Genomic DNA, 21180 nt, shown 5'->3' on the forward strand with positions numbered 1-21180 from the left:
CTTTCCAATTTGGCGGGTATGACGCTAGGGGCGCGGCGCGCGCGCCTCCCTTAGCGGAAATCGCGCGCGCTAACAGGGGAACGGGGTTGCTTTGTCAAGCGTCCGGCGGTCCCGAGGGCGGTACTCCGCCCGAGACATAGAAAAGTACCATGAAGATACACGATCTGATTACGACCACTGACGCGCTTGCCAGTCTGTGCGAGCGTCTGGCGAAAAGCGATTTCGTCACCGTCGATACCGAGTTCATGCGCGAAAACACCTATTGGCCCGAGCTGTGCCTGGTGCAGATCGCCAATACGGAAGAAGCCGCGGCGATCGATCCGCTGGCCGACGGCATCGACCTCGCCCCGCTGCTCGACCTGCTGTGCGAGAACGAGGACGTCCTCAAAGTCTTCCATGCCGGCGGGCAGGATGTCGAAATCGTCTACAACCTCACCGGCAAGACCCCGCATCCCATCTTCGATACGCAGATCGCTTCGATGGCAATCAGCCAGTCGGAGCAGATCGGCTATGCCAACCTCGTCGAAGCGTGGCTCGGCATCACCGTCGACAAGGGCGCGCGCTTCACCGACTGGAGCCGCCGGCCGCTGACCGAGCGTCAGATCGAGTACGCGATCGGCGACGTCACGCATCTTGCGACCATCTTTCCCCGGATGCTCAAGAAGCTGTTCAAGACCGGGCGCGGAAGCTGGCTCGACGCCGAGATGGAAAAGCTCGCCGATCCGGCCAACTACGCCAGCGATGCCAACAGCGCATGGGAGCGCATCCGCCCCCCAAGCCGCAGCGCCATCGTGCTGGGTCGGCTGAAGGCACTTGCGGCATGGCGCGAGCAGGAAGCGCAGCACAAGAATATTCCCCGGGGCCGGATCATGCGCGACGAGACGCTCGCCGACCTTGCCAGTCACCCGCCCAAGCAACAGGCCGACCTCGTGAAAGTTCGCGGACTGTCTGCGGCCTGGCGCGACAACGACATCGGCAAGCGCCTGATCAAGGTGCTCGACAACGCCCAACCCCTGCCAGCCGACGAGATGCCCGATAAGCCCAAGCGAGGTGCGCCGCTGGGCAAGGAAGGCGTGCTGGTGGCGGACCTTCTCAAGCTTCTGCTCAAGATCCGTAGCCGCGAGATTGACGTGGCGGCTCGTCTGCTTACTCGAAGCGACGAGATGGAAGCGCTCGCCGCCGGGGTCCGCGACTTACCCGTCCTCAAAGGCTGGCGTTACGAAGTGTTCGGCAAAGACGCGCTCGAGCTGGTCGAGGGACGCCTCGGCTTCGGGGTCGAGAACGGCCGCCTTATCATGACACGGCTCGCCCCCGTGCCGGAGCAGCACGAGGACGCGTTGGCGGCCGAGTGAGCACCTATCTCCCCACCATCAAGCAGCTGCAATATCTCGTCGCCCTGCACGAACACGGGCACTTCGGCCGCGCAGCCGACGCCAGCTTCGTTTCCCAATCGACCCTCTCGGCTGGTCTGCGCGAACTCGAGTCGCTCCTCGGCGTAACGCTGGTCGAGCGAAGCCGCCGGGTGGTGCGTTTCACCCCGCTCGGCGAACAGGTGGTGGCCAAGGCCCATCGCCTGCTGCGCGAAGCGGAGGAACTGTCCGACCTCGTCCAAGCTAGCGGCAAGCCACTGGCCGGCGAACTGCGGATGAGCGTCATCCCCACGATCGCACCATTCATGCTTCCACGTATTCTTCCCCGCCTCAGGCGAGAGCGACCTGCGCTCAAGCTGTTCCTGAGAGAGGAGACGAGCGATCACGCGGTCGAAAGCCTCCATCACGGACGCGCGGATTGCGTGCTGCTCGCCCTGCCCTTTGCTACCGGCGAGGTGGAGACTGCGCACATCGCCGACGACCGGCTTTACGTGGCGTTCCCGAAGAACGACCCGCGCGATCCGCCGGCCGAGATTCCCGCGGCGATGATCGACCAGAACCGGCTTCTGTTGCTCGAGGACGGTCACTGCCTGCGGGACCACGCGCTCGCGGCCTGCAACCGCCCCGACCTTCGAGCCAGCGCGACGATGATCGGCACCTCGCTCCACACCCTGGTGCAGATGGTAGACAACGGGCTCGGCCTGACGATGCTTCCCCAGATGGCGATCGATGCAGGGATCCTCCAGGGAACCGAAGTTGTCGCCCGTCCGCTCAAGGGCAAGGCGGCCACGCGCGAGATAGCGCTCATCTGGCGCAAGAACTCGCCCCGCGGCGATGAATTCAGGCTGCTGGCCGAAGAACTGAAAGCAGGCTGAAGTCGGCTTCGCGCGGGCGGCTCAGGCTGAGGGTCGAGTGCGGACTCCCCAAAGCGCCTGCGGCTTGATACAGTCCGAGTCAGCGAGGGGTCGCTACGCAGGGAGGACGCCCCGCCATGATCAGGCAAATCGGTTACGCAACGCTCGTCGCAGCGACGAGCGTCCTGTCCACGACCTCGGCGCCATCGAGCGAACCGAGCGAAGCAGTGCTCGCGCTGCTCGACCCGACCCGGATCGCGCGCACCATTTGCGGTGGAACGGCCAAGGCTTCGACCGAACGCGAACGGCAATTGCGGCTGGCCGCGGCCTATGCCGAAAGCGCCCAGCCCGGTGTAATGAAGCTCGCCGAAGGGATCGGCCGCTCGCAGATCCCCGCCAGCGGGCTGGAGGGCGATGCACGCCGCTACTTCGACCAGGGGCTCGCGCTGACGTATGGTTTCAATCACAAGGCCGCCATCGCCGCGTTCCGCGAAGCGCGCCGCCGCGCACCCGATTGCGCGATGTGCGCCTGGGGCGAAGCCCTTGCCAACGGGCCGAACATCAACGCCGGGATGGACGATGCGCAGAACGCCGCGGCCCTGGCGGCGCTGGTCGAAGCCGAACGGACGGGGACCACCGCTTCCCCGCTCGAGCGCGCCCTGATCGCCGCGCAGAAGCAGCGCTATTCCGCCGGTGCCGATGCCAAGCGAGCCGACCTCGACGCCCAGTATGCGGATGCCATGTTCGCGCTGGCGAAGGAGCACCCGGCAAACGACGACCTCGCCGTGCTGGCGGCGGAAGCGGCAATGAACACCACCCCGTGGAACTACTGGCAACCGGATCGCAGCACCCCGCAGCCCCGCGTGGCGGACGCGGTGGCGTTGATCGAGGGAGTCGTCGCGCGCAACCCTTCGCACCCCCAGGCGTCGCATCTCTACATTCACCTGATGGAGAACAACATTAAGCCCGAGATGGCGGAAGCAGCGGCCGACCGGCTCGTCGCCAACGCACCGCCCACGCTCGGGCACCTCGTGCACATGCCTGCGCACATCTACTACCGCATCGGCCGCTACGCCGACTCGATGCGAGCGAATGTCGATGCCGCGCGTGCGGACGAGCAGTACATCGCCACGATCGGTGACGACGGGCTCTATCGCTACGGTTACTACCCGCACAACGTGCATTTCCTGCTGGCATCGGCGCAAATGGTAGGGGCGATGCACACAGTGGCCGCGGAGAGCCACCGGCTTACGGGGATTCTGAGCCCCGAAATTGCCCAGACGCTGCCCTGGGTTCAGGCGATCCACGCAGCCCCCGCCTTCGCGCTAGCTCAGTATGCCAGCCCCGAAGCGATCCTAGCGCTCAACAGCTCGCCAAGCGAACTCGCCTATGTCGAGGCCATGCGACGGTACGCGCGCGCCGTCGCCCATGCCCATCAGCGCGACGGCAAGTCGTTCGACACCGAGATCGCCGCGCTCGATGCTCTGGAAAAGGCGCCGGGAGTGGTCTCGATGGCCGACGCGGGATTCCCTGCGGCCGACCTGGTCAAGCTCGCAGGGCTGGTCGCGCGGGCGAAGCAAGCGCAGTTCGCCGGCCGGCCACTCGAAGCAATCGAACTGCTCGAAAAGGCCGAGGCAATCGAAGCGACGATCCCGTACAACGAACCGCCCTACTGGTATTACCCCGTGGCGCAGACGCGCGGCGGGGCGCTCTATCAGGCCGGTCGATATGCCCAGGCGCGTGAGGCCTTCATGAAGGCGCTGATCCGCGCACCGAACGATAGCTGGGCTCTATGGGGCCTGGCGCAGACCGAGCGAAAGCTGGGCAACAGGGCAGAGGCAATGGCGACAGAACGGGCGTTCGAGAAAGTCTGGATGGGTGACCGGTCATGGCTCCGGATGGAGCGGCTTTGAATCTTCAGTCCATGTGCTTGAGGCCGACCCTCAGATAATCCCAGCCGGTCACCAGCGTCAGGATGGCGGCCGCCCAAAGCGTGGTGAGCCCGACGGTGTGGGGCACGTTAGCCTCGATGCCGGCCACCAGGACGGTCCATTCAGGCAGCCCCCGGCCGAGGATCAGTGCGCCGAGCGCGACCATCTGCAAAGTTGTCTTCCATTTGGCAAGCCGCGACACCGGTACCGAGACCTGCAGCCCGCCGAGGAACTCGCGCAGGCCGGATACGGCAATCTCCCGCACCAGGATGATGAGACCGGCGACCACATGGAGGTCGTGCACATAAGGGCCCCACAGCACGCCTTGGGCGGCAAGAACCAGGATCACCGTGGCGACCATGATCTTGTCCGCTATGGGATCGAGGAAAATGCCAAGCCGCGAGACCGCGCCGCTCGCACGGGCGAGATAACCGTCGAAGTAGTCGGTAATGCCCATCAGGCAGTAGAGGACGAAGGCCAGCAGATAGCCGGTCTCCCAATCGCGCCACCACATCAGGTACGCCAATAGCGGCAGCGCCGCGATGCGGCTCAGCGTCAGCAGGTTTGGCAGTGAAAGCATCTTCCGCCGCCCTAGCGCAGGGGCAGCCGGTACAAAAGCGCCCTTTGGCCTTGTGGCGCGAGAGCCAGCCGCTTACCGGGCATTCGGAGAGGCCGCGACAGGACAGGCATGACCGTTACCACGCACATGCTGCGCCGCCGGCGCTTCCTGCCGCTGTTCGTCACCCAATTGCTCGGTGCCTTCAACGACAACCTCTACAAGACCGCGATGGTGCTGTTCGTGGTCTACAGCGTCTACAATTCCGAAGAAGCGGAAGGCATGTTCAGCGCCGTGGCGAGCGGCGTGTTCATCCTGCCTTTCTTCGTGCTCTCCGCTCTCGCCGGCCAGCTCGCTGACATGCGCGACAAGGCGCGGATCATCCGCATCGTCAAGGCGGCGGAGGTCGCGATCATGATGGTAGGCGCGGCCGGGCTGCTCCTGGCTTGGCAAGGCATCGGCACAGGCACTATCGCTATCCCCCTGCTGCTGCTGGCGCTGTTCGCGATGGGCGTGCATTCGACCTTCTTCGGGCCGATCAAGTACGCGATTCTGCCCCAGCACCTGGAAGATCGCGAAGTGCTGGCCGGCACCGGGCTGGTCGAGGCCGGGACCTACATCGCCATCCTGTTCGGCACGATCCTCGCCGGCTGGATTCCGGTCGAGATCGCCGCGGCCGGGGTCGTCGGCACGGCAATCGTCGGTTACCTCGTCTCCCGCCACGTCCCGCCCGCTCCCGCGCAGGGCGAGGTCGAGCCGATCGATTTCCACATTGTGCGCAGCTCTATCGCGCTCGTGCGCAATACCAGCCACGACCGGCGGGTGTTCCTGGCAATCATGGCCATCAGCTTCTTCTGGACCATCGGCGCTGTCCTATTCATCCAGTTCCCCCCGCTCGCCAAGAACGTGCTGACCGCGAGCAAGGAAGTAGCGAGCCTGTTCCTGGTGATCTTCTCGATCGGCGTCGCGATCGGCTCGGTTTCGGTGAACGCCCTGCTCAAGGGAACCGTCTCGGCGCGTTATTCGCCGCTGTCGGTGATCGCGATGGGGGTGTTCGTGCTGGCGTTCTACTTTGTCTGCCGCACCTGGATTCCCGAAACCGACGGTACGCTGTTCAACGTGAGCGAGTTCGTATCTCACCCAATGGCGATCCCGCTGCTACTGAGCCTACTCGGCATTGCCATCGCCGGCGGTATGTTCGTGGTGCCGCTCTACGCATTCCTGACCACTTTCGTGCCCAAGACGCAGACTGCTCGCACGATTGCGGCGAACAACATCGTCAATTCGGGTGCGATGGTGGTGGGGTCCCTGCTGGCCACGGGGCTCAGCGCGGTGGGCGTCGACATCGTACATCATCTGCTACTGACCGCGGCGATGTGCCTGGTCTCGGCCTGGCTCGGCTTGCTCCTGCTGCGCGCGGAGCGCGCGGCCGCCGCTAAATGATGAAAATCGTGACTGCTGCGAGGCTCGCGAAGTAGGCCCCGACGAAGCCGTGCACATCGTCCCGGGTTATTGCCCAAGTCGGGCGGTCAAGCGTGACGCGCCCTCCGCGACATACGTGAGGCGGAAGGGAGGCCCGAAACGGGTGGCGGGCCTGTTCGTCAGTGAGCACGAGGGAGCGTCGCATGGCGAAGTTCTTAACGGCTTGGAAACCATTGCGCTCCCCCGATTTCCGCCACTGTAGCGGCGCGGGACATTAAGCCTGTTCGTTGACTACGCCGGTTTGCGCTCGGCCATGGCGACGATCGTTCTCCACTCTTGCGGCCGCAGCTCGCACACCGACAGGCGGGACTGCTTCACCAACTCGCACTCCGCCAGCTTGGGGTGGGCCTTGATCTCGGCCAGCGTCACCGCGCGCGGCAGTTTTTCGACCGGCTTCACCTTTACCGATACCCACTTGCCGCTCTCGTCGGTCGGGTCGGGAAAGCTCGCGACACTCACCGCGATAATGCCCACGACTTCCTTGCCGATGTTGGAATGATAAAAGAACGCGTTGTCGCCCACTTTCATCGCGGCGAGGTTGTTGCGCGCGCGGTAGTTGCGCACCCCGTCCCAGGTTCCTTCGCCTTCCTTGGCGAGGTCATCCCAACCGTAGACGTCGGGTTCCGATTTCATCAGCCAGAAACGCGGCAACTGACGGGCCCCCTTGGTTTTTTGGCGGCACGCGGAAAGCCCGCCTTAACCCATTCTTCAACCCCATAGGCGATAGAAGTTCGTTCGCAACACCAGGGGGTCAAGTTGCCGGGCGGCAAACCTAGTGGAAGTGCCGAAACGTCGCACGCTGACGGACTGGGCCGGGCGGACCGGGACCTCGTCGCGCTCGGGATCGCGGTCGCCGCGATCGTCTTGTTTGTTGGCACCGGCGGAATGGTGCTGCCCCAAGTGGTGCGTTCGTGGATGGGCATGGGTGCCGCGCCCGACCCCGTCCTCGTCAGCGTCCTCCTGCTCAACATCGCGCTCGTCATCTTCGGGTGGCGCCGATACGCCGAATTGACCACTGAGATCGCCGAACGCCGCAAGGCAGAAGCGCTCGCACGCCAGCTTGCCGAGACCGATCCCCTTACCGGTAGCCTCAATCGCCGCAGCGTGAATTCCGCCACTGACGCCTTGCTAGCCAAGGCCAATGTGGACGGACGAGCCGTCGCGTTCATCATGGTGGATCTCGACAACTTCAAGACGATCAACGACCTCAACGGGCATCTCGCGGGCGACGCGACGCTGGTCACCGCCGCCGAACGGATCGGCGCGCTACTTCCGCGCGGATCGCTCCTCGCCCGCCTCGGCGGCGACGAATTCGCCTGCGTGCTGCCCTACGACTTGCGGTCGCCTGAGCGGGTCGACCACTTTGCCAGCCTGGTGATCGAGCGCGTTTCCCAACCGCTTGAGCACGACGGCCTCTACCTAGAGGTCACCGCCTCGGTCGGGATCACGTCGAACACACTCGCAAATGGCGAAATCGACCCCGCCGCCGACGCGCAAACGCTGTTCCACCGCGCCGATATCGCCATGTATCACGCCAAGAAGAAGGGCAGGAACTGCTACTTCTGGTTCGAGGAGCCGATGGAAAGCGAGTTGCGCTTCCGCAGCGAGCTCGAGACCGGGATCAAGCGGGGAGTGCGGAACGGCGAGTTCGTGCCCTATTATGAGCAACAAATCGATCTTGAGACCCAGGAGATTACCGGCTTCGAGATGCTGGCGCGGTGGCAGTCCCCCACGCTCGGACTGGTAACGCCCGAAGTGTTCATCACGATCGCCGAGGAAAGCGGTGCGATCGTCGAGCTGAGCGAATGCCTCATCGACCAGGCACTCGCTCACGCCAGCGAGTGGGATCCCCGGCTTTCGCTCTCGGTCAACATCTCGCCGGTGCAGCTGCGCGACCCCTGGTTCGCGCAGAAAATCCTCAAGCTCCTGGTCAAACACAACTTTCCGCCCCAGCGTCTCGATGTCGAAATCACGGAGAGCTGCCTTCACGACAACATCGGCGCGGTTCGATCGATCGTCACAAGCCTGCGCAATCAGGGCGTGACGATCAGCCTCGACGACTTCGGCACCGGCTTCTCGAGCCTCGCCCTGTTGCGAACGCTGCCTTTCGACCGGCTCAAGATCGACCGCAGCTTCGTCGCCGAGATCAGCGAGCAGGGAGACAGCGACAAGCTGGTGCGCGCTATCGTGTCGCTGGGCGACGGTCTCGACGTGCCTATCACGGCGGAGGGGATCGACGACCCCGCAGTAATCGAGAAGCTCCGTGCGATGGGGCGCTTGAAGGGACAGGGCTATCACTACGGCCGTCCGGAAAGCATCGACGCCGTTCGCGCCAGGTTGGGCGGCCTCGGCCTGCTAGTGAAGAAGCCACCGACCGGGGAACCTGGGGAACCTCCTGGCGAAGCCGAACAGCGCAAGGCCGGCTGAGCCGGACGGGGTGGACGAGCGCGCCGCCCCCGCATAGAGCCCGCGCACGATGCGGGTCCCGTTCATCAAGATGCATGGCCTCGGCAACGACTTCGTCGTGCTGGACGCGCGCGCCGACACCTTGCCGCCTATCGGGCCGGCGATGGCCGCCGCGTTGGCCGACCGCAGGACGGGCATCGGATGCGACCAGCTCATCCTGCTCGAGCCGTCCCCGACCGCGGACTTCCGGATGCGGATCTTCAATTCCGACGGCGGCGAGGTGGAAGCATGCGGCAACGCCAGCCGGGCCGTCGCCATACTGCACGGAAGTGCCGCCCAGGTCGAAACCGCTGGCGGGACGATTGCGATGGAGCCGACCGGCCGCGCCGCCCGGATTGACATGGGCACGCCGCGCTTCGCATGGGACGAGATCCCGCTCGCCTACGCTATGGACACATCGGCGATGCCGGTGGCGTGGGATGGGCTGGAAAGCCCGATGGCGCTGCGGGTCGGCAACCCTCACGTCGTGTTCTTCGTGCATGATGTCGAGGCGGTGCCGCTCGAGCGGCTGGGCCCCGAGATCGAGACCGATCCGATGTTCCCGGAGCGCATCAATGTCATGGTCGCGCAAGTTACCGGCGGCTCCGAAATCCTGCTGCGGGTGTGGGAGCGCGGCGCGGGTCTCACGCGTGCGTGCGGGACCGGCGCCTGTGCCACGGCTGTGGCCGCGATCCGGCGCAACCTGCTCGACGGGCGCTCGGCCACCGTCCGGCTCCCGGGCGGACCGCTCGAGATTGAATGGGGCGACGACGGCCGCATCGCGATGACCGGGCCGGCCGAGGAAAGCTTCCGCGGCAGCTTCGACTGGGGCGATTTTGCGTGAGTGTCGAAGTGGTATCGCTCGGCTGCCGTCTCAACCTTGCCGAGGGTGAGCGGATCCGTGCTATGCTGGGCGGGGAGCACGACACGGTCGTGATCAATTCCTGCTCGGTCACGGCCGAGGCGGTGCGCCATACGCGCCAGGCCATTCGCCGGGCCCGCCGCGCGCGCCCCGTCGCTCGCCTGCTGGTCACCGGCTGCGCGGCCGAGACCGAGCGCAGCGCGATCGCGGCGATGCCCGAAGTCGACGGGCTGATCCCCAACGCGGCCAAGCTCGATCCCCGCGCTTGGAACGCCTCCGCCGCCCCCATCGCCGTCGAGCGCGGTTACACCAGATCTTTCGTCGCGGTGCAGAACGGATGCGACCACGCCTGCACCTTCTGCGTGATCCCGCAAGGTCGCGGGCCCAGCCGGTCGCTCGCCGTCGACGAGGTATTGCGCGCAGTGGAGAACGATCTCGCGGGCGGCGCGGCGGAAGTCGTGCTCACCGGCGTCGATCTGACCGGTTGGGGTCACGAGCTCCCCGGCTCGCCCCGCCTCGGCTCGCTGGTCGCGTCGATTCTCAAAGCGTTTCCCCTACTTCGACGTCTGCGCCTGTCGTCACTCGATGGGATCGAGATCGATCCTGAGCTGGAAGGCCTGATCGGCGGCGAGCCGCGCGTGATGCCATATCTGCACTTGTCGCTACAGCACGGGCACGACCTGATCCTCAAGCGCATGAAGCGCCGACACCTCCGCGCCGACGCGGTCGGCCTAGTCGAACGACTACGCGCCAAGCGGGCCGACATCGCCATCGGCGCCGACCTGATCGCCGGGTTTCCGACCGAAAGCGACGTGCACCACCGGGCCAACCTGGCGATCCTGAACGAGCTCGATATCGTGCATGGCCACGTGTTCCCATACTCTGCCCGACCCGGGACCCCGGCGGCCCGCATGCCGCAGGTCCACCGGTCGACCGTTAAGGTTCGCGCCGCGGAGTTGCGGTCGACCGTGTCCTCGCTACGGGAGCGCTGGCTGCAAACGCTGGTGGGCATCCCGCTCGAAGTGCTCGCCGAGCGCGACGGGACCGGCCACGCCCCCAACTTCGCGCGGGTCGCCCTCCCCACCGGGACGCGCGCAGGCGCAATCGTGACTGTGGCGCCCAAGCAGGTTGCCGAAGGCCTGCTCGTATGACCGCCAGCTGGACCGAGCGCCTGTTCGGGGGGTTTCGCAAGACATCGGAACGGCTGAGCGAAAACCTCACCGCCGTCGTCGGCACGGCAAAGCTCGACGATGCGACGCTCGACGACGTCGAGGACGCGCTGATCGTCTCCGACCTTGGACCCGCCGCCGCGCGCCGCATCCGCGACAAGCTGGCCGAGAAGCGCTTTGGCCTCAACGTCACCGAGCGCGAACTGAAGGAAGCCGTCGCCGACGAAATCGCGGCGATCCTTCGCCCTGTCGCCAGGCCGCTCGAGATCACGGCGTTTCCGCGCCCGCAGGTCATTCTGGTGATCGGTGTAAACGGGAGCGGGAAGACGACAACCATCGCCAAGCTCGCGCACTGGCTGCAGGAAGAAGACTATGCGGTGATGCTGGCCGCGGGCGATACGTTCCGCGCGGCTGCCATCGGGCAGCTCGCCACCTGGGCCGAGCGGGTCGGCGTGCCGCTCGTGAAGGGCGCCGAAGGGGGTGATCCGGCATCGATCGTATTCGATGCGGTGCGGGAGGCCACCGCCAAAGGGACCGATGCGCTCATCGTCGATACGGCCGGCAGGCTACAGAACAAGCGCGAGCTGATGGACGAACTGGCCAAGATCCGCCGCGTGCTCGGCCGGCTGAACCCGGAAGCTCCCCACGACGTCGTGCTCGTGCTCGACGCCACCAACGGCCAAAATGCGCTGTCGCAAATCGAGATCTTCAAAGAAGTCGCGGGGGTCACCGGGCTCGTAATGACCAAGCTCGACGGAACCGCGCGAGGCGGCGTGCTCGTTGCGGCGGCCGAACAGTTCGGACTGCCGATTCACGCCATCGGCGTGGGCGAGAAGCTCGACGACCTGCGCCCGTTCGATCCCGATCTGGTCGCTCGGGTCATCGCTGGAGTCGCATGATGGCCGAAAGCAAGCGCAAGCCCTCCGGCTGGCTCAATGTGGCGGTCGACTACGGGCCGATCCTCGTCTTCTTCGTGGTCTACAAATGGTTCGCTCCCGTCGATCAGTCGCCGGGCTCGGAAATCCTCGCCGTGGTGCGCAGTACCGGCGCGTTCATCGTCGCGGCATTGATCGCGCTGGCTTTCTCCAAGTGGAAGCTCGGACGCATCTCACCCATGTTGTGGCTGTCGACCGCGCTGATCGTGGGCTTTGGCGCGCTCACTATCTGGCTGCGCGACGAGCGCTTCATCCAGATCAAGCCCACCGTCATTTACGCGCTGTTCGCGGTCGCGCTGCTCGTGGGATGGTTCAGGGGCAAGGCGCTCCTCCAGACGCTGCTGGAAGCGGCGTTCGAGGGGCTCGACCACCAAGGCTGGTTGAAGCTCAGCCGCAACTGGGGCCTGTTCTTCGTGCTCCTGGCCGTACTCAACGAGATCCTCCGTGCTTACCTCAGCTTCGGGGACTGGCTGTGGGCCAAGCTCTGGGTATTCATGCCGCTCTCGTTCCTGTTCACTTTCACCCAGATCCCGATGCTGCTTCGCCACGGCCTCGCCGCCGAAGGGTTGCGCGAGGAGGAAGGCACTCCTCCACCACCCTGACCGCGGAAAGTATTGCAATTTGCGGGTAGTTGCGGCCACATCGCGCGACAGAGGTCGCGAGTTCGAGTGGGGGAACGCACATGGCGAAGTTTTTCGGAAATCTGCATCTCGTCCTGGTGACGGGGCTCATTCTCGCGATCGTCGTGATCGCCGCATTCACAGGCTGGACCGGGGACGATCCGCGCTCGATCAGCGACGACGTGTTTCGCTGGCTGCACGCGTTCTTCGGCATCCTTTGGATCGGGCTGCTCTATTATCTGAATTTCGTGCAGGTGCCGACGATGCCCGGTATCCCGGCCGAGCTGAAGGCCGGCGTCACCGGGCACATAGCGCCGCGGGTGTTTTTCTACTTCCGCTGGGCGGCGGCGATTACCGTGCTGCTCGGGCTGATCATCGCGTTTCACAACGGCTACGCGATAGATGCGCTCACCTTCCAAGGTGCCGGGGCGGACGGGGTCAACATGATCGGCCTCGGTATGTGGCTTGCGCTGATCATGGCGTTCAACGTCTGGTTCATCATCTGGCCGGCGCAGCGCAAGATCCTCGGGCTGATCGAGGCGAGCGCCGAAGAGAAGGCCAAGCTCGCCCCGCGCGCCTTGGCGGCGAGCCGCACTAACGTGCTGCTCTCGTTGCCCATGCTGTACTGCATGGTCAGCGCCAACTTGGGCTGACTTCACTTGAGCGGCGCGGCCGGAAACGGCCGCGCCGCTCAGGTCAATCCTGGTCCACCAGCTTACGCAACTTGCCCATCAGCGCGTCGATGCGCTGTGCCGCTTCGGTAAAAGTCTCGACGTCGGCGCGATTGTTGTTGCCGCGCGCTTCCTTGGCGGATTCGATGTAGCCTTCCTGATCGGCCTCGAGGGCGTCGATCAGCATCTCGATCTCTTCTTCGGTCAGCTTCAGGTTGATGGTGCCCGACATGAATACTCCTTAAATCTCTAGTTGGCTGCCAAGCTCGACGACACGATTGGTCGGCAAGCGGAAGAACTCCATCGCGGTCGCGGAGTTTCGCAGCATCCAGCTGAACAGCTTCTCGCGCCAGATGGCCATACCGGGCCGCTTGCTGGCGATCAGCGTCTGGCGACTGAGGAAGAAGCTGGTCTGCATCATGTCGAACAAGCCCCCGCACTCGCCAGTCGCCTTGAGCGCCGCGGGCACGTCGGTTTCCTCCATGAAGCCGTAATGCAGCTTCACGCCGTAGAGCCCGTCGCCGATCGACTTGATCTCGAACCGCTCGATCGGATCGACATAGGGCACGTCGGCGATCTCGACCGTGAGGATGACGACCCGCTCGTGCAGCACCTTGTTGTGCTTGATGTTGTGCAGAAGGGCGCTCGGAACTCCGCCGCTGGTCGAGGCCATGAAGATCGCGGTCCCGGGCACTCGCGTCGCGGAATTGCGCGCGCTCTTGGCGAAGATGCCGATCGGCAGGGCGACCTCGGTCATGCGGTCGCGCATGAGCTTGCGGCCCTTGGCCCAGGTAGTCAGCAGGGTGAACGCGAACGCGCCGACCAGCAGCGGGAACCAGCCGCCGTCGGGCACCTTCGGCAGGTTGGCCCCGAAGAACGAGCCGTCGACGATGAAGAATACCGAAGCGACGGCCATCGCAGTCCACAGCTTCCAGCGCCAGATGACGACGAACAAAACCGCCATCAGGCAGGTGTCGATCAGCATCGCGCCGGTAACCGCGATACCGTAGGCGCTCGCCAGGTTCGATGAATTGCGGAAGGTCAGCACGAGCAGGATTACCGCGATCATCAGCACCCAATTGACGAACGGGATGTAGATCTGGCCGTGTTCGGTCTCGTTGGTATGGAGGATCGACAGGCGCGGAACGAAGCCCAATTGGATCGCCTGCTGGGTTACCGAGAAGGCGCCGGTGATCACCGCCTGGCTGGCGATGAACGTCGCCGCCGTAGCCAGCAGCACCAGCGGGAGGCGGAACGCCTCGCTGGCCATCATGAAGAATGGGTTCTTGATCGCATCGGCGGCGGCGGCCGCCTCGAGGTTCATGATCATCGCCGCCTGGCCGAAATAGTTGAGCAACAGGCAGGGCATCACGAATCCGAACCAGCCGATCCGCAACGGGCCGCGGCCGAAGTGGCCCATGTCCGAATAGAGCGCCTCCGCTCCAGTGACGGCGAGCACGACCGAGCCGAGCGCCAGGAACGCCAGCCACCGGTCGGTCATGAAGAACTGGAACGCGTACCACGGATTGAGCGCGGCGAGGACGCCCGGGTTATCGACGATGTGCATCACGCCGAGCACGGCCAGGGTCGTGAAGTAGGTCAGCATGATCGGCGCGAACAGCTTGCCGATCGTCGAGGTCCCGCGCTTCTGCAGGATGAAAAGGGCAATCAGCAGGGTAAGCGCGATCGGAATGACGAACGGCGCGAGACTGGCCTCCACCGTGGTTAGACCCTCGACCGCCGACAGCACCGATACCGCCGGTGTGATCATGCTGTCGCCGTAGAACAGGGCAGTCGCGAAGACTCCCAGCATGATGGCGATCCACCCGCGGTTGGTCCCGCCGATCTTTTGCGAAATGAGCGCGACCAGCGCGAGAGTTCCCCCCTGCCCCTTGTTGTCGGCGCTCATCAGGATGGTAACATACTGTATCGAGACGATGATCGTCATCGCCCAGAATATCAGGCTGACCACGCCCATCAGGTGCAGTGTGTCGACCGCCAGCGGGTGATGGCCGACGAAAGTCTCGCGGAACGCGTAGATCGGGCTGGTGCCGATATCGCCGAAGACGATGCCGATCGCGCCAACTGCGAGCTTTACCTTGGCGCTGACGGTCTTGTCGCCGCTGCCGCTGTGCGCGATTGCCTGACTCATCGAGGCCGCATTCCTGTCGTGGGGGCCGCGGCGCTTAGCACCGGGCTATCCGTCCGGCAATCGCGAGTCGTGCGGCGTTCATTGGCCGTCGGATTCCGCGATGAGCCGATCGAGCCGGGTCAAGCGCTCCTCCAGGCCCTCGCGCCACACCGCGTCGGGCGGCGCGGCGGCGAGCATCCTGGCCCAGATGTCGCGCGCCTGCTGCAGCCGGCCATTGCGGATCAGCGCCACGCCCATGAAGAAGCCCGGCCCCGGCTGACCGGGATCGGCGCGCTCCGCTCGCTCGAAGGCGAAGACCGCGGCGGGCGTAAGCTGGCCGCCGGCATGCTCGGTGATTGCGTTGGCCAGCGCGAGCCAGGCCTCGGGATCGTCGGGCGATGCGGCGAGCGAGGAGCGCAGAATGCCGGCCGCGTCGGCGTACTGCCCCCGGCGGGCGAAGCCGTCGGCGACGGTCACGTAGCGACTGGGCTGCGCGGGGCCGTAAATCGCCCGCCTCGCCTCCACCAGTTCCGATCCTTCGGCGGTCTCGGCGATGGCGGCCTTTGGCGCGCCGGCCTGTCCGGGCGAGCCCTGCAGTGCATATCCGGCGAGCCCGAACATCAGCGCCGCGCCAAGCAGGGTCCAACCACTACGCGGCAGGCGGAGCGCAAGGGCAGCGAACGCGAACGCGGCGCCCGCCAGCAAGATGATGGGCACGAAGCTCATCGCCCACCCCGGAAACGCCGCCATAACAGCAGCCCGGCGATCGCGAGCAGCAGCAGCGGGCCCGCGAACAGCGGCCACGTCGTGCGGCTGACGACGGGTGCATAGCTGACGTAGTCGCCGTAGCGCTCCATCATCCAGGCGCGGATCGCCTCGGGCTCCTCCCCCGCGGCGATGCGGGTGCGGACCTGGTGGCGCATGTCGCCAGCCATCGGCGCATCGCTGTCGGCAATCGACTGGCTCTGGCACTTGAGGCAGCGCAGCTCCTCCATCAGCCCCTGCGCCCGCGCCTCGAGGCCCGGGTCATCGAGCTGGCGGTATGCGTATGGCGCCGGAGGCATCGCGTCCTGAGCGCTTGAAGGCAGCGAAAGAAGCGCTGCAAGAAGGACGATCAAGCGCTTCATTGACCAGCCTCGCGCAACTTTTCGAGCAGCATGGGCACGTGCTCGGCCCGGATGTCGCCGATGTGCTGGTAGCGGATGATGCCCTCGCCATCGACCACGAACGTCTCCGGCACGCCGGAACTGCCAATGGCGAGCTGCAACTCGGAGAGATCGTCCGCGCCGATCCGCTGGAACGGATTGCCATGCCGCTGGAGAAACGCCGCGACGTCCTCGGGCCGGTCCCTGATCGCTACGCCGACGATCGGCGCACCCTGTTGCGCCAACGCGCCGAGGTGCGGCGCCTCCGCGATGCACGGGACGCACCAGCTCGCCCAGACATTGAGCAACTTGGGCGTCCCGTCCTTGAGATCTGCGAGCGAGAGCCCCGGCCGGTCCGCCGCCGCGGGGCGCAGGGCGAACTGCGGCATCGGCTTGCCGATCATCGCGGAATCGACGAATTCGTCCTTCGGCTGGGTCAACTGATAGGCCGCAATCCCGAGGAACATCGCGAACGCGGCGAGCGGAAGGAAGAAGCGCCAGCTCTTCATGCCGCCACCTCGGCGCGGCGGGCGGCCGCCTTGCGCTGCACGAACCGGCGCCGCAAATCGTCGCGAACCCGACCGATCAGCGCAAGCAGGCCGCCAAGGGCAATGAGCAGGCCACCGTACCAGATCAGCGTCACGAATGGCTTCCACCACAGGCGGACCTGCCAGCGTTCGCCATCCGCGGCCTTACCCAGCACCGCATATAGCTGACCGTTCCAGCGTGTCGCCAGCGCGCTCTCGGTCGTCTCCTGGACCGGCGACCAGAAGCTGCGCGCCTGGGGATGCAGTTCGACCGCCGCGTTACCGGCGTAGCGCGCCTGCATCACCCCCTCCAGGGCAGTCCAGTTGGGACCCGCAACCGGATCGACAGCGGCAAGTGTGACGCGCCACGGGCCAACTTCGGCCGTCTCTCCCACCTTGAGCGCAGCCAGCCGTTCCTCGCTGAACGCACTGTCGCTCGCCATGCCGACAAGGAGAATGGCGATGCCGAAGTGGGCCGTCACCATTCCCCACGTCGCGAGCGGCAACCGCCGCAGGTCGCGGCCGCGCAAGGGCATGACGCTGGCAATCGCCAGACCAACGCCAAGCGCGAGGCCAATCAGCGGCAGCACTCCGATCCCGGCGACCGCGAGGGCGGCAAGCATTGCCAAAGCAACCAGACCGGCGAGCACCAGCGGCGGTCGCACCCTGGCGAACCTGTCGCTGCGCCAGCGAAGCAGCGGCCCGGCAGCCATGGCCAGCAGCATCGGCACGACAAAGATAGCGCCCACCGGATCGAAGTAGGGGGGGCCCACGGAAACCCGCACTCCCGTCGCCTCGGTCAGGAGCGGATACAGCGTTCCCAGCAACACCACGCCGAGAATCGCGGAAAGCAGTACGTTGTTGACCACCAACGCGCCCTCGCGGCTCACCAGAGCAAATTTCTCGCCCTCGGCGATACTTCCGGCTCGTAGCCCGAAAACGGCGAGGGCCCCGCCGATGTAGATCGCCAGCAAGGCGAGGATGAAACTCCCGCGCTCGGGATCCACGGCAAATGCGTGAACGCTGGTCAGAATGCCCGAGCGGACCAGGAACGTGCCGACCATGCTCATCGAGAACGCCACGACACCGAGCATGATCGTCCAGGCGCGCAACGCGTCGCGGGCGGCAAGCACGCTCACCGAGTGAAGCAGCGCGGTCGCGGCGAGCCACGGCATCAACGAGGCGTTCTCAACCGGGTCCCAGAACCACCAGCCGCCCCAGCCGAGCTCGTAATAGGCCCAGTAGCTGCCTGCGGTGATGCCGACGGTGAGGAAGATCCACGCGCCGAGCACCCAGGGGCGCATGGCGCGGGCGAAGTCGGGCGTGACCTGCCGCGTCAGCAGGGCCCCCACCGCAAAGCTGAAGGCCACCGAGAGCCCGACATAGCCGAGGTAAAGCGTGGGCGGGTGGAACGCGAGCCCGATGTCCTGCAGCAACGGGTTGAGGCCGTTCCCTTCGATCGCCGGCACGGGCAACCGCTCGAACGGGTTGGAGCTGAACAGGAGGAACGCGTAGAACCCCAGCGCGACAAAGCCTTGCGCCGCGAGCGTAGCCCGCATCGTCCGTTCGCTGAGCCGCCGCTCGACGAGCGCGATCAATGCGCCGGCCGCGCTCATCACCGTGATCCACAGCAGCATCGAGCCTTCGTGGTTGCCCCACGCGCCCGCCAGCTTGAAAACCAGCGGCTTGTCCGAGTGGGAGTTCATCGCCACCAGCTTCACCGACAGGTCCGTGCGGACGAACAGCCAAACCAGCATCGCAAACGAGAAGGCGCAGAGCACCCCCTGCACCACGGCGGACGGGCGGACGAGCGATGCCAGTTCCCCTTCCCCGCCCTGACGCACGGCGAGGAAGCCCGTTACGAGCTGCAACGCGGCCAGCGCTGCGGCAAGCCACAGCGCGGCGAGACCGAGTTCGGCGATCATTGGGTCGTTTCGGCCACCGCGGCCTTCTTCTGCGCGGCGGTCATCGCCTCCAGTTCGCGAGGTACGTAATTCTCGTCGTGCTTCGCCAGCAGGGTGTCGGCCTTGAAAGTGCCGTCGCCAAGCATCCGCCCCTCGGCCACAACGCCGGACCCCTCGACAAAGAGATCGGGCACAATGCCAGAGTAGCGCACCGGCACCCGCGCGTCGCCATCACCCACGACGAAGTCGATCGTAACCCCGTCCGCTTGAGTCACGATCGAATTCGCCTCGACCATGCCGCCCAGCCGCACGGCGCGGCCGGTTTCCGGCGGATCCTTCACGATCTGGCTCGGCACGTAGAAATAGCTGGCCTGGTTTCGCAGAGCCCACGAGGCAATGAGTCCCGCGGCGATAAGCGCGACGAGAGCAATCACCACCAGTGCCAATCGCTGATGCTTCGGCTTGGCCGAGTTCACTTGCGTTGGTCCTCCCGCCGCCGCTCTGCGCGGCGCATCGCGAGCCAGCTCCATAGCACCAGTGCCAGCGTCCCGACTACGGCCAGCGCGTAGGCACCGTAGACGAACGGCCAGGGGTCGAGCGCTTCGCGCATCAGTCCGCCTCCCGCGCCCGGCGCCGCAGGCGAGCCTCCGTCTGCTCGGTCGCCAAGAGAGCCCGCATCCGCATCAAGACGACCGCGCCGAAGAGGCAGCTGAAGCCGAATGTCGCCACCAACAAAGGCACCGAGAACTGCGGGGCCATCGCCGATCCGCCGGTGGTGAAGCTCGGCGGTTGGTGAATGGAGTACCACCAGAGCACCGAGTAATGGATGACGGGGATGTTAATTACTCCCACCAGTCCGAAGATCGCCGGAATGCGGTTCGACCCGCCCTCGCGCGCTGCCGCCTGGCTCAGCGCGATGTAGCCGAGGTAGAGGAACAACAGGACCAGCATGCTGGTCAGGCGACCGTCCCATTCCCACCAGGTGCCCCACGCTGGCCGGCCCCACAGCGACCCGGTCGCCAGGCAAATCATCGTGAAGAATGCCCCGGGGACGGCTGCGGCACGACCGGCGATGGCGGCGAGCGGGTGGCGCCAGACGATTTCCGCCAAGCTGGCGCCCGCGATGGCGAGCCACCCGCCCATGCCCAGCCACGCTACCGGCACGTGTACGAATAGAATTCGGACCGATTCACCCTGGAGCCGCTCGGCGGGTGCGAATGCGAAGCCCCAGACCAACGCGCCGCCGGTCGAAAGTAAGCCAATCGCCAGCAGCCACGGGGTCAGCGGGCGCGCGATGCCGAGAAAGCGGGTGGGGTTGGCGAAGCCGTGCATCGGGAGACCGTCGCCGACGCTTTGGCAGGCGGGGCAAGGACCCGCAAGGGGAGCGAAGGCCGCTCCCCCGCCTTTCAGCGGCCGATCAGCTTCTGCGCCATGCGATCTGCGACCCGATCGGCCGAAACCCCGGTGCTGTCGCTCTCGGCCCAGATGGTCTCTAGCCGCTCGGGGATTAGCGCGATGCGCTTGCGCACCTCGTTGATATCGCAAGGCTCTCCCTTGGTGCGGCAGAGGTACTCGAGCGTGACCGAGATGATGCCGCCTGCGTTGATCACATAGTCCGGAGCATAGAGAATCCCGCGTTCCGCCAGCAGTGCCCCGTGCTCCGCTCGGGCGAGCTGGTTGTTCGCTCCGCCGGCGACGATCGCGCAGTCGAGCGAGGCGATACCAGCCTCGTCGAGAATCGCGCCGAGCGCGTTGGGGCTGAACACGTCGCAGGATACCGACATGATCTGCTCGGGGCTGACCGCCTCGCCTTCGACTTCGGCGGCCAGGGCACGGGCGCGGGCTTCGTCCACGTCCGCCACCACCAGTTGAGCGCCATCCTTGCGTAGCAGGCGGGCAACGCCGCCGCCCACGCTGCCGGTGCCTTGCAGCGCCACGCGGACCCCCTTGAGGCCATCCTTGCCGAGCTTGTGCGCGACCGCGGCCTTGATGCCGTGATAAATGCCCATCGCGGTAAACGGGCCCGGATCGCCGCCCGCCTGCCCTTCCCCGACCGGAAGACCCGAGACGAACTGCGTGCGGCGCGAAACGGCCACCATGTCAGCTTCGCTGATGCCGACATCTTCGGCGGTGACGTAGCGCCCGCCCAATCGATCGACGGCATCGGCGAAGGCGGCGAGCAAATCGGGCGATTTGGTGCGGTTCTTGTCGGCCAGGATTACCGCCTTGCCGCCACCCATGGGCAGGCCGGCCATGGCGTTCTTGTAGCTCATCCCGCGGCTGAGACGCAGCGCATCGCGCATCGCGTCGTCGGGCTGGGAGTAATGCCAGAACCGGGTGCCGCCGGCCCCCGGGCCGAGGTGGGTCGAATGCAGCGCGATAATCGCCGTGAGACCCGACTTGCGGTCGCGCACGAACTGGACAAGCTCGTGGTCGTCGTAATCCGCCTGAGTCCAGAAAGCCGTCATGAGAATGCCCCGCATCGCGCTGGAATCGTGCGGCATATCGCGGGGATAATGGGGCGATCGAGGGGTCTCGAACCCCCGACCTCCGGTACCACAAACATGCGGTCCACTTC

The 21180-nt window shown here is 65.7% G+C and carries 22 protein-coding genes; 10 read left to right on the plus strand and 12 right to left on the minus strand.

Going from position 1 to position 21180, the window contains the following annotated elements:
• Positions 1-149: 149 nt before the first annotated feature.
• The 3 genes from rnd (at position 150) to ACWPM1_RS10605 (ending at position 4137) form a co-directional block, all read left to right on the plus strand.
• The gene (rnd, locus tag ACWPM1_RS10595) at positions 150-1352 is read left to right on the plus strand and encodes a ribonuclease D (protein WP_455694798.1); all 1203 of its coding nucleotides are present in this window, start codon (positions 150-152) and stop codon (positions 1350-1352) included.
• Positions 1349-2245, plus strand: coding sequence for a hydrogen peroxide-inducible genes activator (locus ACWPM1_RS10600; RefSeq protein ID WP_455694799.1), 897 nt, complete (start codon positions 1349-1351; stop codon positions 2243-2245). Before rnd ends, ACWPM1_RS10600 begins: the two co-directional genes overlap by 4 nt.
• A gap of 116 nt (positions 2246-2361) precedes the next feature.
• The gene (locus ACWPM1_RS10605) at positions 2362-4137 is read left to right on the plus strand and encodes a tetratricopeptide repeat protein (protein WP_455694800.1); all 1776 of its coding nucleotides are present in this window, start codon (positions 2362-2364) and stop codon (positions 4135-4137) included.
• Between the two features lie 4 nt (positions 4138-4141).
• Here ACWPM1_RS10605 and pgsA read toward each other — a convergent pair whose 3' ends face one another.
• Complete coding sequence (gene pgsA, locus ACWPM1_RS10610; protein ID WP_455694801.1) at positions 4142-4735, minus strand: CDP-diacylglycerol--glycerol-3-phosphate 3-phosphatidyltransferase; 594 nt, start codon at positions 4733-4735, stop codon at positions 4142-4144.
• A 108-nt stretch (positions 4736-4843) separates the two neighbouring features.
• Here pgsA and ACWPM1_RS10615 point away from each other — a divergent pair, with 108 nt between their 5' ends.
• Positions 4844-6154 (plus strand): MFS transporter, encoded by a 1311-nt coding sequence (locus tag ACWPM1_RS10615; protein ID WP_455694802.1) that lies wholly within the window; start codon positions 4844-4846, stop codon positions 6152-6154.
• Positions 6155-6424: 270 nt separating this feature from the next.
• Here the strand turns inward: ACWPM1_RS10615 and ACWPM1_RS10620 are convergent, their stop codons facing one another.
• Positions 6425-6826 carry an EVE domain-containing protein gene (locus ACWPM1_RS10620; RefSeq protein ID WP_455694803.1) on the minus strand — a complete coding sequence of 134 codons (402 nt, stop codon included), beginning with the start codon at positions 6824-6826 and terminating at the stop codon, positions 6425-6427.
• A gap of 123 nt (positions 6827-6949) precedes the next feature.
• Here ACWPM1_RS10620 and ACWPM1_RS10625 point away from each other — a divergent pair, with 123 nt between their 5' ends.
• The 6 genes from ACWPM1_RS10625 (at position 6950) to ACWPM1_RS10650 (ending at position 12877) form a co-directional block, all read left to right on the plus strand.
• Entirely contained in the window at positions 6950-8620 is a 1671-nt protein-coding gene (locus tag ACWPM1_RS10625; protein WP_455694804.1) for a putative bifunctional diguanylate cyclase/phosphodiesterase, read from the plus strand.
• 49 nt (positions 8621-8669) lie between these two features.
• Positions 8670-9482, plus strand: coding sequence for a diaminopimelate epimerase (gene dapF / locus ACWPM1_RS10630; protein WP_455694805.1), 813 nt, complete (start codon positions 8670-8672; stop codon positions 9480-9482).
• A complete protein-coding gene (locus ACWPM1_RS10635; protein WP_455694806.1) occupies positions 9479-10651 on the plus strand; it encodes a MiaB/RimO family radical SAM methylthiotransferase in 1173 nt (390 codons plus the stop codon). The genes dapF and ACWPM1_RS10635 overlap by 4 nt, the downstream gene beginning before the upstream one ends.
• Positions 10648-11568, plus strand: coding sequence for a signal recognition particle-docking protein FtsY (ftsY, locus tag ACWPM1_RS10640; RefSeq protein ID WP_455694807.1), 921 nt, complete (start codon positions 10648-10650; stop codon positions 11566-11568). Before ACWPM1_RS10635 ends, ftsY begins: the two co-directional genes overlap by 4 nt.
• Positions 11568-12206, plus strand: a complete 639-nt coding sequence (locus ACWPM1_RS10645; protein ID WP_455694808.1) for an inner membrane-spanning protein YciB — start codon at positions 11568-11570, stop codon at positions 12204-12206. The genes ftsY and ACWPM1_RS10645 overlap by 1 nt, the downstream gene beginning before the upstream one ends.
• An 80-nt stretch (positions 12207-12286) precedes the next feature.
• Positions 12287-12877, plus strand: a complete 591-nt coding sequence (locus tag ACWPM1_RS10650; protein ID WP_455694809.1) for a urate hydroxylase PuuD — start codon at positions 12287-12289, stop codon at positions 12875-12877.
• 43 nt (positions 12878-12920) lie between these two features.
• On the opposite strand, the gene ACWPM1_RS10655 is transcribed toward ACWPM1_RS10650, so the two are convergent.
• The 10 genes from ACWPM1_RS10655 to ACWPM1_RS10700 all read right to left on the minus strand — a co-directional run bounded on the left by ACWPM1_RS10655 (position 12921) and on the right by ACWPM1_RS10700 (position 21070).
• Complete coding sequence (locus ACWPM1_RS10655; protein ID WP_455694810.1) at positions 12921-13127, minus strand: hypothetical protein; 207 nt, start codon at positions 13125-13127, stop codon at positions 12921-12923.
• A gap of 9 nt (positions 13128-13136) precedes the next feature.
• Entirely contained in the window at positions 13137-15047 is a 1911-nt protein-coding gene (locus ACWPM1_RS10660; protein WP_455694811.1) for a potassium transporter Kup, read from the minus strand.
• Between the two features lie 78 nt (positions 15048-15125).
• Positions 15126-15752, minus strand: a complete 627-nt coding sequence (locus ACWPM1_RS10665; RefSeq protein WP_455694812.1) for a tetratricopeptide repeat protein — start codon at positions 15750-15752, stop codon at positions 15126-15128.
• Positions 15749-16153, minus strand: a complete 405-nt coding sequence (locus tag ACWPM1_RS10670) for a cytochrome c-type biogenesis protein (protein ID WP_455694813.1) — start codon at positions 16151-16153, stop codon at positions 15749-15751. The genes ACWPM1_RS10665 and ACWPM1_RS10670 overlap by 4 nt, the downstream gene beginning before the upstream one ends.
• On the minus strand, positions 16150-16680 hold the full coding sequence (locus ACWPM1_RS10675) for a DsbE family thiol:disulfide interchange protein (RefSeq protein ID WP_455694814.1): 531 nt from the start codon (positions 16678-16680) through the stop codon (positions 16150-16152). The genes ACWPM1_RS10670 and ACWPM1_RS10675 overlap by 4 nt, the downstream gene beginning before the upstream one ends.
• Positions 16677-18623, minus strand: coding sequence for a heme lyase CcmF/NrfE family subunit (locus tag ACWPM1_RS10680; protein ID WP_455694815.1), 1947 nt, complete (start codon positions 18621-18623; stop codon positions 16677-16679). Before ACWPM1_RS10680 ends, ACWPM1_RS10675 begins: the two co-directional genes overlap by 4 nt.
• On the minus strand, positions 18620-19078 hold the full coding sequence (gene ccmE, locus ACWPM1_RS10685) for a cytochrome c maturation protein CcmE (RefSeq protein ID WP_455694816.1): 459 nt from the start codon (positions 19076-19078) through the stop codon (positions 18620-18622). Before ccmE ends, ACWPM1_RS10680 begins: the two co-directional genes overlap by 4 nt.
• The gene (locus ACWPM1_RS10690; protein WP_455694817.1) at positions 19075-19212 is read right to left on the minus strand and encodes a hypothetical protein; all 138 of its coding nucleotides are present in this window, start codon (positions 19210-19212) and stop codon (positions 19075-19077) included. Before ACWPM1_RS10690 ends, ccmE begins: the two co-directional genes overlap by 4 nt.
• Complete coding sequence (ccmC, locus tag ACWPM1_RS10695) at positions 19212-19934, minus strand: heme ABC transporter permease CcmC (RefSeq protein WP_455694818.1); 723 nt, start codon at positions 19932-19934, stop codon at positions 19212-19214. Before ccmC ends, ACWPM1_RS10690 begins: the two co-directional genes overlap by 1 nt.
• 74 nt (positions 19935-20008) lie before the next feature.
• Positions 20009-21070, minus strand: coding sequence for a Glu/Leu/Phe/Val family dehydrogenase (locus ACWPM1_RS10700; RefSeq protein WP_455695160.1), 1062 nt, complete (start codon positions 21068-21070; stop codon positions 20009-20011).
• Positions 21071-21180 lie beyond the last annotated feature (110 nt).

It is taken from the genome of Tsuneonella sp. HG249, assembly GCF_053819205.1.

Bases quoted from the DNA above. Each gene is read 5' to 3' on its own strand.
- ACWPM1_RS10620 (WP_455694803.1), bottom strand. From the start codon at position 6,826: ATGAAATCGGAACCCGACGTCTACGGTTGGGATGACCTCGCCAAGGAA.
- ACWPM1_RS10615 (WP_455694802.1), top strand. From the start codon at position 4,844: ATGACCGTTACCACGCACATGCTGCGCCGCCGGCGCTTCCTGCCGCTG.
- ACWPM1_RS10670 (WP_455694813.1), bottom strand. From the start codon at position 16,153: ATGAAGCGCTTGATCGTCCTTCTTGCAGCGCTTCTTTCGCTGCCTTCA.
- ACWPM1_RS10690 (WP_455694817.1), bottom strand. From the start codon at position 19,212: ATGCGCGAAGCGCTCGACCCCTGGCCGTTCGTCTACGGTGCCTACGCG.
- ACWPM1_RS10655 (WP_455694810.1), bottom strand. From the start codon at position 13,127: ATGTCGGGCACCATCAACCTGAAGCTGACCGAAGAAGAGATCGAGATG.
- rnd (WP_455694798.1), top strand. From the start codon at position 150: ATGAAGATACACGATCTGATTACGACCACTGACGCGCTTGCCAGTCTG.
- ACWPM1_RS10605 (WP_455694800.1), top strand. From the start codon at position 2,362: ATGATCAGGCAAATCGGTTACGCAACGCTCGTCGCAGCGACGAGCGTC.
- ftsY (WP_455694807.1), top strand. From the start codon at position 10,648: ATGACCGCCAGCTGGACCGAGCGCCTGTTCGGGGGGTTTCGCAAGACA.
- dapF (WP_455694805.1), top strand. From the start codon at position 8,670: ATGCGGGTCCCGTTCATCAAGATGCATGGCCTCGGCAACGACTTCGTC.
- pgsA (WP_455694801.1), bottom strand. From the start codon at position 4,735: ATGCTTTCACTGCCAAACCTGCTGACGCTGAGCCGCATCGCGGCGCTG.
- ACWPM1_RS10645 (WP_455694808.1), top strand. From the start codon at position 11,568: ATGGCCGAAAGCAAGCGCAAGCCCTCCGGCTGGCTCAATGTGGCGGTC.
- ACWPM1_RS10650 (WP_455694809.1), top strand. From the start codon at position 12,287: ATGGCGAAGTTTTTCGGAAATCTGCATCTCGTCCTGGTGACGGGGCTC.
- ACWPM1_RS10665 (WP_455694812.1), bottom strand. From the start codon at position 15,752: ATGAGCTTCGTGCCCATCATCTTGCTGGCGGGCGCCGCGTTCGCGTTC.
- ACWPM1_RS10660 (WP_455694811.1), bottom strand. From the start codon at position 15,047: ATGAGTCAGGCAATCGCGCACAGCGGCAGCGGCGACAAGACCGTCAGC.
- ACWPM1_RS10680 (WP_455694815.1), bottom strand. From the start codon at position 18,623: ATGATCGCCGAACTCGGTCTCGCCGCGCTGTGGCTTGCCGCAGCGCTG.
- ACWPM1_RS10700 (WP_455695160.1), bottom strand. From the start codon at position 21,070: ATGACGGCTTTCTGGACTCAGGCGGATTACGACGACCACGAGCTTGTC.
- ccmC (WP_455694818.1), bottom strand. From the start codon at position 19,934: ATGCACGGCTTCGCCAACCCCACCCGCTTTCTCGGCATCGCGCGCCCG.
- ACWPM1_RS10675 (WP_455694814.1), bottom strand. From the start codon at position 16,680: ATGAAGAGCTGGCGCTTCTTCCTTCCGCTCGCCGCGTTCGCGATGTTC.